At 65.5% G+C, this 11,982-nt stretch carries 10 protein-coding genes and 1 pseudogene; 6 read left to right on the forward strand and 5 right to left on the reverse strand.

Annotated features, from left to right (window positions below; all coding sequences use genetic code 11):
* Positions 1 to 194: 194 nt before the first annotated feature.
* Entirely contained in the window at positions 195 to 614 is a 420-nt protein-coding gene (locus ABTU82_RS15090) for a MerR family transcriptional regulator (protein WP_407174017.1), read from the reverse strand.
* Positions 615 to 709: 95 nt separating this feature from the next.
* Here ABTU82_RS15090 and ABTU82_RS15095 point away from each other — a divergent pair, with 95 nt between their 5' ends.
* Positions 710 to 1,702 carry a bile acid:sodium symporter gene (locus ABTU82_RS15095; protein WP_407174018.1) on the forward strand — a complete coding sequence of 331 codons (993 nt, stop codon included), beginning with the start codon at positions 710 to 712 and terminating at the stop codon, positions 1,700 to 1,702.
* Between the two features lie 84 nt (positions 1,703 to 1,786).
* Here the strand turns inward: ABTU82_RS15095 and ABTU82_RS15100 are convergent, their stop codons facing one another.
* From ABTU82_RS15100 to ABTU82_RS15110, 3 genes are read right to left on the reverse strand one after another with little or no spacing between them, the layout of a single operon-like run.
* On the reverse strand, positions 1,787 to 2,023 hold the full coding sequence (locus ABTU82_RS15100; RefSeq protein WP_407174019.1) for a hypothetical protein: 237 nt from the start codon (positions 2,021 to 2,023) through the stop codon (positions 1,787 to 1,789).
* Positions 2,024 to 2,054: 31 nt separating this feature from the next.
* On the reverse strand, positions 2,055 to 3,434 hold the full coding sequence (locus tag ABTU82_RS15105) for an FAD-dependent oxidoreductase (protein ID WP_407174020.1): 1,380 nt from the start codon (positions 3,432 to 3,434) through the stop codon (positions 2,055 to 2,057).
* A gap of 11 nt (positions 3,435 to 3,445) precedes the next feature.
* Positions 3,446 to 4,207, reverse strand: a complete 762-nt coding sequence (locus ABTU82_RS15110; protein WP_407174021.1) for an aquaporin — start codon at positions 4,205 to 4,207, stop codon at positions 3,446 to 3,448.
* 48 nt (positions 4,208 to 4,255) lie between these two features.
* On the opposite strand from ABTU82_RS15110, the gene ABTU82_RS15115 reads away from it, so the two are divergent.
* Together ABTU82_RS15115 and ABTU82_RS15120 are read left to right on the forward strand one after the other, a co-directional pair.
* Positions 4,256 to 4,930: an arsenate reductase/protein-tyrosine-phosphatase family protein gene (locus ABTU82_RS15115; protein WP_407174022.1), complete on the forward strand. Its 675-nt coding sequence runs from the start codon at positions 4,256 to 4,258 to the stop codon at positions 4,928 to 4,930.
* A 21-nt stretch (positions 4,931 to 4,951) separates the two neighbouring features.
* Positions 4,952 to 5,350, forward strand: a complete 399-nt coding sequence (locus ABTU82_RS15120; protein ID WP_407174023.1) for an arsenate-mycothiol transferase ArsC — start codon at positions 4,952 to 4,954, stop codon at positions 5,348 to 5,350.
* A 48-nt stretch (positions 5,351 to 5,398) separates the two neighbouring features.
* Here ABTU82_RS15120 and ABTU82_RS15125 read toward each other — a convergent pair.
* A pseudogene (locus ABTU82_RS15125) lies at positions 5,399 to 6,714 on the reverse strand (FAD-dependent oxidoreductase).
* Positions 6,715 to 6,805: 91 nt separating this feature from the next.
* Here ABTU82_RS15125 and ABTU82_RS15130 point away from each other — a divergent pair.
* The 3 genes from ABTU82_RS15130 to phoA all read left to right on the forward strand — a co-directional run bounded on the left by ABTU82_RS15130 (position 6,806) and on the right by phoA (position 11,941).
* Positions 6,806 to 7,147, forward strand: coding sequence for an ArsR/SmtB family transcription factor (locus ABTU82_RS15130; protein WP_407174024.1), 342 nt, complete (start codon positions 6,806 to 6,808; stop codon positions 7,145 to 7,147).
* 958 nt (positions 7,148 to 8,105) lie between these two features.
* A complete protein-coding gene (locus tag ABTU82_RS15135; RefSeq protein WP_407174025.1) occupies positions 8,106 to 8,993 on the forward strand; it encodes a peptidoglycan DD-metalloendopeptidase family protein in 888 nt (295 codons plus the stop codon).
* A gap of 1,067 nt (positions 8,994 to 10,060) precedes the next feature.
* A complete protein-coding gene (gene phoA / locus ABTU82_RS15140) occupies positions 10,061 to 11,941 on the forward strand; it encodes an alkaline phosphatase (RefSeq protein ID WP_407174026.1) in 1,881 nt (626 codons plus the stop codon).
* Positions 11,942 to 11,982: the final 41 nt, after the last annotated feature.

The following is an 11,982-nucleotide window of genomic DNA, read 5'->3' on the forward strand; positions in this document are numbered from 1 at the left end:
CAACGGAGGTCGAGGGGAGCGGCCAATTCGCATCAGACGCGAAGATGTCGTCTTCTTACTGACATAATATCTATTATCGGATAAAAGCCCAGATCAGGGGGGTTATTTTGTGCCTGATCGACCCAGTCGATTGCAACAGCGCGCGACACGTGCCCGGGAGCGGATCGTTCGTCGGTCCCGTCCCTAAGTTCGAGTCAGGTAATGGTGCTGCACTGTTTGCGGATGCGGAAGATGCACTCGGTTGAGCAGAGCTCGTCGCGGTCGGGGCAGGCGGCGAGGTCATGGTCTGCGCGGTCGAGGCGAGAGCGCAGCTCGTCTAGTCGTGCGCGCTTCTCGTCCAGCTGCCGTACCCGTTCCGCAAGGAGTGGCCGGAGCGCGTCGCGGACGTCCGTGCAGGAGGTGGTTTCGAGGGCGCGCAGGTGCCGGCCGATGTCTTCGAGTGGCAGCCCCAGCTCTTTGCTGGACTCGATGAGGTCCAGGCGAGCGAGTACGTCGGCGTCGTAGTCGCGGTAACCGTTGCTGGTGCGACCCGGAGTGATGAGCCCGATCGACTCGTAGTATCGCAACGCTGTCGCGGAGACGCCGCTGCGCTTGCTGACATCCGAGATCCGCATACCCCGACCCTACGGTCGTAGCCCCGCTTGACCTTCGAGTGGCTTGAACGTTTACCGTTGCACCTCGTGCCCCTTCTTCTCCCAGGCCGGCTGTCGTGAGTGCGCTCGTCGCTTGGCTCGAACGCCGCCAGATCGCCCTCTATCTCGTGGCGATCGCCGCTGGCGCCGCGCTGGGACTGATGCTGCCCGCCGCGCACCATCTGGAGGTCGCGATCGAGCCGGTGCTCGCGCTTCTGCTGTTCGCCACGTTTCTTGGTGTCCCGTTCGCCGCGATCGGTCGGTCACTGCGCGACGGTCGCTTCCTCGTGGCGGTCGGCGTGCTGAACTTCGTCGTTGTGCCCGTGGTCGCCTATGGCCTGTCTCGGTTCGTGGCGGACAGCCCGTCGCTGCTGTTCGGGGTGCTGCTGGTCCTGTTGACTCCCTGCATCGACTACGTGATTGTTTTCGCCGGCCTTGCGGGCGGCGCGTCGGACCGATTGCTCGCTGCGGCGCCGTTGCTGATGCTCGCGCAGATCCTGCTGTTGCCGATGTACCTGCTGCTTTTCCTCGGACCTGAAGGCGTCGCCGTGGTCGAAGTCGGGCCATTTGCGCGGGCGTTCCTGCTGCTCATCGTCGTGCCGCTGACTGCGGCCGCGCTTGTGCAGGCAGTCGGTCGTCGTTATCGGGCGGGCCGGGTTATCGAGCACACGATGCTCGGTCTCATGGTGCCGCTGATGATGGGGACCCTCTTCGTGGTCGTCGCCTCCCAGGCCGGCGCCGTCGGCGCCGCCGCCGGTCAGCTGCTCGTCCTCGTCCCGATCTACGCGGGCTTCCTCGTCGTGATGGCCGCCGCTGGCCTCGGGGTCGCGCGCGCCTTCCGTCTCGAGTACTCCGCGACACGCGCACTCGTCTTCAGCGGTGCCACCCGGAACTCCCTCGTCGTCTTGCCCCTCGCGCTCGCACTGCCTGCGTCGCTCGCGCTCGCGCCGGTCGTTGTCGTCACCCAGACGCTCGTCGAGCTCGTGGGCATGGTCGTTTTCGTCCGACTCATCCCGCGGCTCGCGCCCACGCAGGCGGGAGTGCAGCCGTCCGATACGGCCGTCCCCTGAGGAAATCGCTCAGCGCGTGCCGGCCACTAACTAGCTTTCCGACCTTTGCGAAGTCGCCGCCGCTCGAAGTAGGAAGCCGCCCTGCTACGAGCGGAGCCGATAGCGGAGCCCGCCGCTCGCGGCGTCGACAATTCGGCCGTCATCGCGAATGCGGAAGACGAGAGCACCGGAGTTAGCATCTACGACGCGGCCGTCGTCCCGGATGCGATACGCAAGCTGCCCAGAGTTGGCGTCGACCATTCGCGATCCTCGCACTCGGAAGATCAAGGACCCGGATTGCGCGTCGACTACTCGATTGCCGTCGTACTGCTCTTCGCTCATGTCCCCATAGTGGCGTGATCGTCAGACAAGGTCAGATGTTCACGGATCGAGCGTCGCGCTCCCACGCCTGGGTTGCCATTTGCACGGCATCCCACGGGGAGCCGAGCGGGGGCGTGTAGGAAAGGTCGAGGTCGCTCATCGCGGCGACGGTCATGCCGTGGTGCAGGGCGGTGGCGTAGGTGTCGACACGCTTGGAGATTTCTGCGCCGCGAGTACCGACCAGCTGTGCGCCAAGGAGGCGCCCGTCGTGGGTGTCTCCGGTGATGCGGATGCTGATCGGGGTCGCGCCCGGGTAATAGCGTTTGTGGTCGTCCGCGATCGTGGTGTGGCTGTGCGGGGCAAGGTTGGCGGCTGCGGCCTCGTGATCGCGCAAGCCGGTGCGCGCAGCCACGACATCGAACACTTTCACGACCTGTGTGCCGAGGCTTCCGGCGAAGGTCGCGTCACCGCCGATCGCGTTTTCTCCGGCGACGCGGCCCTGCTTGTGCGCGGTAGTGCCGAGCGGGAGGTAGGTGATGCCGAGGAGTCGGTGGTGGGTGACCACGCCGTCGCCGGCTGCCCACACGTTCGGCAACCCTGTGCGCATCTTCTCGTCAACGACGACCGCTCCCCCGGCGCCCGTGGTCGCGCCCGCGGCCGTGAGAAGACTGGTGTTTGGGCGGACACCGACGACAATAAGCACCAGGTCGGCGCTGCGCGAGAAGGCGTCACCGTCGCGGGTGCCGACAACGGCGAGTCGGCCCGCGTCGCGGGTGACGGCTTCGACGCGCGTCCCAGTGAGAACCTCCACACCGTGGCGGGTGAGTTCGTCGTGCACGAGGGAACCCAGTTCCGGGTCGAGGGTGGAAAGCACTTCGGGGCCGCGTTGGAGCTGGGTGACCTGGAGGCCGCGGACGGTGAGGGCTTCGGCCATTTCGAGGCCGACGTAGCCGGCGCCGACGATGACCGCGGTTTTGGGCTGGTGTTCGTCGAGGTAACGCTCCAGCGCGAACGTGTCGCCCATCGAGTGCAGCAGATGCACACCGTCGTGGGGCCCAAGCTGGTCAAGTCCGGCAATGCCGGCGGTGGACGGGGATGCCCCGGTGCCGACCATGAGTTCGTCATACGCGATGCTCGACTCGGCGCCGTTCGCGTCCCGGACGGTGAGCTTTCGGCCGTTGACGTCGATGCCGGTGGCGAGGGTGTCGAGGCGCAGGTTCATGCCGGTGGCTTCGAGGTCGGCGTGGGTGCGGTGGGCGAGGGATTGCCAGGGCTGCACTTCGCGGGAGAAGTAGTACGGGATGCCGCAGATGGAGAAGTTGGGGTAGGAGTCGGCCACGACGACGGTGACGTCGACGGAGGGGTCGAGTTCGCGGGCTCGGAGTGCGGTGGAGATTCCTGCGTCGCTTCCGCCGATCGCTACAAGGTGCATGAGGGTGCCTTTCAGGGCTGGGTTTCGAGTTGTGTGGGCACCACGACGTCGCCCGCGGTGCGGGCGGCGGTCGGGTAGAAGACGAGCAGCAGGGCTAGACCGAGGGCGGCGCCGACGAGCTGGGCGAGGATGAACGGTGCTACGGAGGCGGGGGCGATGCCGGCGAAGGTGTCGGTGAACATGCGGGCGATTGTGACGGCGGGGTTGGCGAACGATGTGGAGCTCATGAACCAGTACGCAGCGCCGATGTACGCGCCGACAGCGGCCGCGGTCACCGATCCCTTCCCGGTGCGAGCGAGAGCGAAGATCAGCAGCACCAGGCCCGCGGTGGCGACTACTTCCCCGACGAGGTGCCCGCCGGTTGCGCGATCATTCGAGGAGAACGTGGGGCTGGTGTCGAACATCACCCCGGCCAGGAGGGTTCCGGCGGCGCCGCCGAGAATCTGGGCGGCGAGGTAGGGGGCGAGGTCGCGTAGCGGAAGACCGGTGCCGGCGCGGCGACCGAGCAGCCAGTCTGCGAGGGATACCACCGGGTTGAAGTGCGCCCCGGAGACGGGGCCGAGCATGAGGATAAGCACCGTCAACCCGAGGGCGGTAGTCAGGCTGTTCTCGAGAAGCTGCAACCCCACGTCCCCCGGAGACAGACGCTGCGCGGCGATTCCCGACCCGACCACGATGGTGACCAGTAATCCCGTTCCCACGAATTCTGCCGCGGTACGGCGCAGTAAATGGGGCCGTGTCGTCGAGGCGTGGGATCGGGTTGCGGTGTTCATGTCGGCTCATCTTGACCCGAGCAAGGTATTTCAGTCAAGATTGACCCAATGAACATTGAGCGAACCGCGGCAGTAGACGCGCGAGCAGCGAAACACGCGGCGCTGGGCGACCCGTCGCGCCTACGGATCGTCGACCTTCTCACCCTGGGCGACCTGTCCCCCTCCGAAATCGGAGCGGCCCTAGGCATGCCGGGCAACCTGCTTGCTCACCACCTGAACGTGCTGGAGTCCGTAGGGATGGTGGCGCGGTCGCGCTCTGAGGCCGATAAGCGACGCAGCTACGTTCACCTGACCGATACCGCCCTCCAGGGCCCCACTCCCGGCCGCGTGGAGCGGGCAAGTCGGGTGGTTTTCGTCTGCACGGCGAACTCGGCCCGCTCTCAACTGGCCGCGGCGCTGTGGTCGACCCGCAGCAGCATCCCGGCCGCCTCCGGAGGTACACACCCGGCTGACCGAATCGACCCGGGCGCGATCGCCACCGCCGACCGACACGCCCTGCCGCTGGCGGATCAGCCCCCGCGGGCGCTGGAAGCGGTGGTGACCGATACGGATTTCGTGGTGACGGTGTGCGACAACGCGCACGAAGAAATCGGCGTGACCGGGCACCTGCATTGGTCCATCCCCGACCCCGTGCGCATCGGTACTGATGACGCCTTTGATAACGCCTACGACGAGCTGGAGCGCCGCATCGCGGAACTCGCCCCCCGACTCGCCGCTGGCTGACCTGACCCAGAAAGAGAACCCGTGAGCGACCACACCCCTACTGTCCTATTCATCTGCCAGCACAACGCCGGCCGCTCCCAGCTCGCCGCAGCCCTGCTGGAGCACCTGGCCAGTGATCGGTTCACCGCGACCTCGGCAGGGCTCTCGCCCGCCGACGAGGTGAACCCCGCGGTGGCGGCGACCGTCGCAGAACTGGGCATGGACATCACCGACCGCGTGCCCCGCGCGGTCACCGTCGACGGCTTGGATAAGGCCGACGTCGTGGTGTTGATGAAGCCAGGCCTCACCCTTCCCTCGACGCCGCGGGGTGAAGTGTTGGAGTGGTCGTTCCCCAACCCGGAGTCATGGGATGCCGACGCTGTGCGACCGCTCCGCGAAGCCGTTTCCGAGAAGATCCAGGCAACAATCCTCAGCCGCTAACGCAGAACGGGAGGGCTAAGCGCGTCCGCGCCGCCCTCCCGTTCTTGGTCAGACGGATGCGGGGATGCGCCCAATCTGAAGAACCTGGGCGGAAGGGGCGCAGCAGGCGCCCCCGAGCGACGACCCCGAGGCATCGAACAACCCCGCCCCGCCACACACACCCGTATCTGGCAGCACAAGCTCCACCCGCCGTGCGGCCTCGCGGTCACCCGCAAGCTCCGCGACCACACTGCGCACCTGCTCATACCCGGTCAGGGCGAGAAACGTCGGGGCGCGTCCATACGACTTCGCGCCCACCAGGTAAAAATCATGTTCCGGCTGCGCGAGGTCGACGGCACCTGTCGCGGCGACCGACCCGCAGGAATGCAGGTTCGGGTCCACCTCCGCGGCGATCCGCACCGGGGCTTGCAGCGTAGGGTCCAGCTCCAGCCGCAGCTCTGACAGGAAGGACAGGTCAGGCCGGAACCCGGTGAGCACCACGACGCGATCAGCGGCAAGGGTGCGGCCGTCCTCGGCAACCAGCACGGGACGTTCGCCGTCACGGTCACGCGCTCGATTCGGAACCCGGTGACCAGCGAGACGAGACCGGCGTCAACGAACTCCTTGGCTTTAATCCCGAGCGCGCCGCGGGCGGGTAGCTCATCCGCGTCTCCCCCGCCGAAGGCGTTGCCCGTGGTGGTGCGGCTTAGCGCCCAGGTGACGGTCGTGTTCGAGTCGCGTCGCGCCATTCGTGCCAGCGCGAGGACGGCGGTGATCGCAGAGTGACCGGAGCCGATGACGACGGTGTGCTTGCCCTCGAAACCCTCACGATCGCGGAAGTCAGGGATGCGGTACGACAACAGGTCAGACACTGTCCTCTCACCGAGCGCCGGCAGACCATCGGCGCCGGCGGGATTCGGGGACGACCAGGTGCCCGAGGCGTCGATAACCGCGCGGGCCTGCAACCGGTACTCGTCCCCGTCGACCGGTTGGACGTGCACCGTGAAGGGCTGCTCACCGCGGCCCGCATCGACAAGCCGGTCGCGCCCCAGACGCGACACCCCGACAACTCGGGCCCCGTAACGGATGCGGTCACTCAGGGCTGCGGCGAGGGGTGCAAGATAACCCGCGATCCACTGGGCCCCCGTGGGATATCCCGTTGTGGGCGCCGACCATCCGGTGGGCTCGAGAAGACGCGCCCCGGCACGGTCGACCAACTCAGGCCACTCGGAGAACAACCGCACATGCCCCCATTCGGCTACTGCGGCGGCGGGGCCGTCCCCGGCCTCCAAGACCACCGCCGGGACGTTTCGCTCCGCTAGGTGGGCTGCCGCGGCGAGTCCCTGCGGGCCAGCACCGATGACGATGACAGGTGACACGTTCATCCGAACCCCTCTTCACGCATCGATGGAAGTCGATGGATCGAGGCTGGTCGACGTATCGACGAATGTCAATACGACGTGTCAGACTCGTGGCATGCCCACCACGCTCCCCCTGCTGATAGCCGCCGCGTGCTGCACCCCGGTCACTGGAGGCGTGCTGAGCCCGGATGAGGCTGAGCGGATCGCTCACACGTTCAAGGCGCTGGGCGACCCGACACGGGTACGGCTGCTCTCACTCATCGCCGCATCGGACGGCGGCGAGGCCTGCATCTGCGACCTCACAGAACCCGTCGGACTCGGCCAGCCCACCGTTTCACACCACATGAAGTTGCTCGTCGACGCAGGCCTCGCGACCCGCGAACAACGCGGACGCTGGGCCTACTACCGCGTCGCGACCGAAGCCCTAGAACTAGCGTCGAAAGCACTTCGCCCATAACCGCCGGCCCATCAATGCGAGTCTCCGTGACGCGGCCCGCCAACGGCCCTAAGTGCCCCAGCTGTATCCGTTGCCTCGCACAGTGAGAGTGCGGGCGTTGGGTCAGCGCGTGTGGTCTTGCGCCGCCCGGCGGTAGAGTGACGGGCCCCGCTCCCAGATCTGCGCCGTGATATCCACCGCGTCATAGAGGCCCCGAGCGCGGCGTGTAAGGCAGGTCGTCGTGTATCGCGTCGAGGCCTTGCGCTGGCAAGTGCTTAGCGTGGTCGTACTTCTAGACGTCAAATGGGGCGACGACGGATGCTCCCTGGTGCGAGATCAACGAAACCCAGCTTCTCGTAGACAAGCGGCCGGTAAGCTCGTCCTGATGCTTCCCGCGGAAGGTTTCCGTCCCGATGCGCTGACCCCTTGGGTCTGTTTGACAATGAAACTCATTACCGCTGTGATTCTTCTCACTCTCGGTAGTGCGGCCCTTGGAGCTCACCACGTCGAGGCCGCGGGCGTAGCGGTGGCGACGCCGATCAGTTCTGGAGTAAGCGCTGGCGTCAACGCAGCCGACGTCATCGATTCGGTGACGGCCCCGGATAACTCGTTCACAGCACCGATCGTGTTGTGCGTCTTCGTTTTCTTGTGCTGCGTGATGGTAGCGGCAAGTTTCAGTTTGCGTCGATCGAAGTCACGGGTGCTGTTAGCGATAGCGCCTAGATACCCACCTACTCCGGCCGTGAAGCTGCGGATCTTTGCGCCACGTCCTTCACTTTCGCAGTTGTCGATTAGCCGTACCTGATTCGGAACTCTCGTATCACCGGTGCTAAGAGGCGCACTCCTCCGAGAAACTCGGAGCCTTATGGCTCGTGCGCCACCAATGGTCGATGAGTAAGGGCTGAAGACCTCGCCGACAGCGAAGGCAGTTTATGTCATCGTAGCGTCGCGATCGATGTCGAACGCCGCAGGAGCATAAGTGACTGAACAGAACGATTCACCCCCCCTCGAGCAGAGCCCCCAGCAGACCCAGCCCACCCGCCGTGATCTGAGACAACGGTCGTCGCCGCAAGTCGAGCCATCACAACCTCGACCAAAAACGAGGATGAGTGCGCCCCGGGAACCGCTATCCCAGATCCGCACGCTCAGAAATGCTGCCATCCTGACAATCGTCGCCGGGCTGATCTCGACCGTCGCGCTCCCGGCCTACGGGACGTGGCAGTCGACAGACAAGTCAGCGCCAACTCAGCAGCAACTCGCCGCAGCAGACGCACAGTCTCTAGTTGTGGCATCCGATCTGCCCGCGTTCTGGCTCGCTCGTGACGGCTATTCCGCAACTACGTCAGAAGAAATTGCTGAGAGGAAGACGAAAGAAGCGGCCGCTGCCGCTGCCGCCAAAAGTGCACGAGCAGCTAACACAGCCGAGGCGTCGGCCTCGTTTGACTACGGCATGGTGACCACTGCGGGCGGAACGGTCCGCTGGCCGGTAGGAGGACCATTCACCATCACCGACCGCTTCGGAGCCCGTGGCGGAGCACACATGGGCACCGATATGGTCGCCGCAGGCGGGACCCCCGTCTACGCGGCACTCGACGGGACCGTAAGCGTCTCGCAAGACAGCTATGGCGGCTACGGCGTGACCGTCACGCTTGAATCCAACCTGAACGGGCAGAGGGTGGGCACCGTGTACCCGCACATGCAATCCGGAAGCAGACAGGTCAGCCCTGGCCAAGCAGTATCGGCCGGACAACTCCTCGGTTACGTAGGCAGCACAGGACGCTCCACCGCAAATCACCTCCACTTTGAGGTCTACACGGACGGCGTTGCCGTTGACTCCCTCATCTGGCTAAAGGCAAACACGCAATGAGATGTGTATCGAACAAGCCGCACCGCCATACGGTGGTCGAGAACGGAATACTGTGACCACCAAACCGAAAGACTCGAGACGACTTCTACGATGGTCCTCGACTCAATTTGCGTACCTCGCCCTTGCGCTCAACGGATTGTCGGTAGCGATCTTGGTCTCGAGCTTTTTGGCGGGCAACGTATTGTGGCAAGTTGCCGTGCCCGTGGCAGTCGGCTTTCTCCTGCTGGGGGCCATAGCCGGTTTTCAAACGAGGCGACTGAGGATAAGGGAACGGCACCAGGGTAGCTGATTCAAGCCCTCGTCCATCCCCCTCCGCCAGGGGTCGGCGCAGGGATCAAGCCCGAAAGTCGGGAGTAAGCATCGAAAGTATCCATGACCGGTGGAGAGAACTCATCGCTGCATTCTTGGCTGATGACCTCAGCCCTGAAGAGGGCTCGGAACTAGAAGAGTTGCGCAGAGTTCACCCGTGGGTTGACGAGCAGATCACGAGCTTGCAGCAGCTAACCAAACGTATGGCAGAGAGCGGCGTCGCGTGGCGTGAGGTCACCCCGGATAGCGGGTTGAGCGAATGAATCATCACCCGTCGACGGGTGATGAGCTTCGCCTTGTCTGATTGCGGCCCAAGGTTGCGAAATCCTCTCCCAAGTCACGTGTGACCGAAGCAAGGAGCCGATGATCGGGAACAGCGGGCGGGGCGCGCGAAGCGTGAGCGCCTCTCTCCGGGTCGCAGAAGGCTCTTAGCCAATTGGCTGGTGCTGCTGAAGCGTGCCATGCGCGGAGCAATCGCAGTCATCCGAGGACGCACGCCACAGCGAGACAGCGTCTCAAACGGAGATGGCATCGCAGGTCCTTCCTGGTTTGCGCAGCCGCTCATGACCCAGATACACCCATCCGGTTCTTGCCTGCCTACAACACGGGGAGTGACGACCGTAGCGTGACTCGACGGATGAAGTGGACCGTACGCGTTCACGCACGATTTTCGCCAATTTCCCCTGTCGTTTCCCGAGGAAGCGTTCTCTGGAAGCGACGCCGGTGATCTCGTCGGCCCGATCATCGAAGGATTCCGGATGCCCCCTCGTATTGTGAAGAACCGCGCACGTCAGGCGTGGTCTGCTCTGGCCATCACCTTGTTGGCTTTCGGCAGCGTCGGTGCGGCGCTGCCCGCCTCCGCGGCACCCGTCACGGATAACGGCGGGGCCGCTCGCGTCGATCACGACACGGACCGAAACGATGCCATCCGCGACGCGCTCATCGATGGCCCCGCAAAGAACGTCATTCTGCTCATCGGCGACGGCATGGGAGATTCGGAAATCACCGTCGCTCGCAACTACGCGCAGGGCGCCGCCGGCACCTTCGCGGGCATTGACGCACTCCCCCTGACCGGGCAGTACGTGCACTGGGCTGTAAACCCCGACGGCACACCGAACTACGCCTCGGAGTCGGCATCGACCGCATCCGCTTGGTCGACCGGCACCAAGACGGTCAACGGCCGCCTCAGCGTGGACGTGAACAACGCCCCGCAGGCGACGCTCCTCGAACTGGCGAAGGCCAACGGACTGAAGACCGGCAACGTCACGACCGCCGAGATCCAAGACGCCACCCCCGGCGCCGAGATTGCGCACATCTCCGCGCGCGGATGCTACGGCCCCGTGCAGGCCACCGCGAACTGCACCTCTGAAGCGCTTCAGAACGGCGGTCTCGGTTCCATCAGCGAGCAGCTGCTCAATGTGCGCCCCGATGTGACCCTCGGCGGCGGCTCGGCCAGCTTCACGCAGATCGCGCAGGCTGGCCCGTGGAACGGGCAGACCCTCTTCGCGCAGGCGGAGGACCGTGGCTACCAGCTCGTCGATGACGCCGAGGGCCTCGCCGCCGTCACGGAGGCGAATGCCGAACAGCCGCTGTTGGGGCTGTTCACCGCGGGCAACTTCCCCACCCGTTGGAACGGACCCGCCGCCGTCGACCTCCCCGCCGCTGGAACGCTTCCGCCGGCCGAGGCCTGTGTCGAGAACCCGGCTCGCCTCGAGACCGGGCTCTCGCTCGCATCGCTGACGACCAAGGCCATCGACCTCCTCGACAACGAGGACGGCTTCTTCCTCCAGGTCGAGGGTGCGAGCATCGACAAGCAGGACCACGCCGCGAACGCGTGCGGTCAGATTGGCGAGACTGTCGACCTCGACGAGGCAGTGCAGGTTGCGCTCGAGTACGCGAAGAAACAAGGCGACACAATGGTCGTCGTCACCGCCGACCACGCGCACACCAGCCAAATTGTCGGCTCGGCAATCCCCGGCTTGAACACGCACCTGCTCACCACCGAGGGCCAGCCGATGATTGTCGCTTACGGCACCTCTCCCGCCGGCGGGTCTCAGCAGCACACCGGCTCGCAGGTGCGCGTCGCTGGGTATGGTCCGGGCGCCGCCAACGTGCTGGGGCTCACAGATCAGACGGACCTGTTCTTCACCTCCGCAAACACCCTTGGGCTCGAACGAGACTTGAAGAAGCTCAGCGCCGGGGCCACCATTTCGGCCCCCGCCGAGGTTGCACCGGGCGCCGAGTACACGGTCACGGTTTCAGGCTTGAATGCTGATTGGCAGGCGACTGCCCTGGGCCAGCCCGGAGCAGCCGATCTCGGCCAGGTTGATGTCCTTGATGGTGAGGCAACGTTCACCGTCACCGCTCCGGAGGCTCTCGGCGCCGGCACGGTGACGGTGAACGGTGTGCAGACCGATGTGGAACTCGCCGCGGAGGTGACGGTTGTCGCAAACCCCGCCCCCGCCCCGACGTCGTCGCCCTCCCCGACCACGGCACCTGCGGGGGCGGGCAGCACTCCGAGCAATGGGGCACTGGCAGTCACCGGCGCCGCGGTGCCGTGGGCGCTGGCTGGTATCGCAGCCGCGATGCTCGCCGTCGGCGCATACGCGGTCAACCGTCGCCGTCGCGGCATCGCCTAGTACGACAAGACGCAGATGGACGGCAACGCGTGTGCGTTGCC

This window comes from Microbacterium deferens, assembly GCF_045517775.1.
In the GTDB taxonomy this organism is placed as follows: Bacteria; Actinomycetota; Actinomycetes; order Actinomycetales; family Microbacteriaceae; genus Microbacterium.

Bases quoted from the DNA above. Each gene is read 5' to 3' on its own strand.
- ABTU82_RS15110 (WP_407174021.1), bottom strand. From the start codon at position 4,207: ATGAACACCGCAACCCGATCCCACGCCTCGACGACACGGCCCCATTTA.
- phoA (WP_407174026.1), top strand. From the start codon at position 10,061: ATGCCCCCTCGTATTGTGAAGAACCGCGCACGTCAGGCGTGGTCTGCT.
- ABTU82_RS15115 (WP_407174022.1), top strand. From the start codon at position 4,256: ATGAACATTGAGCGAACCGCGGCAGTAGACGCGCGAGCAGCGAAACAC.
- ABTU82_RS15100 (WP_407174019.1), bottom strand. From the start codon at position 2,023: ATGAGCGAAGAGCAGTACGACGGCAATCGAGTAGTCGACGCGCAATCC.
- ABTU82_RS15130 (WP_407174024.1), top strand. From the start codon at position 6,806: ATGCCCACCACGCTCCCCCTGCTGATAGCCGCCGCGTGCTGCACCCCG.
- ABTU82_RS15090 (WP_407174017.1), bottom strand. From the start codon at position 614: ATGCGGATCTCGGATGTCAGCAAGCGCAGCGGCGTCTCCGCGACAGCG.
- ABTU82_RS15105 (WP_407174020.1), bottom strand. From the start codon at position 3,434: ATGCACCTTGTAGCGATCGGCGGAAGCGACGCAGGAATCTCCACCGCA.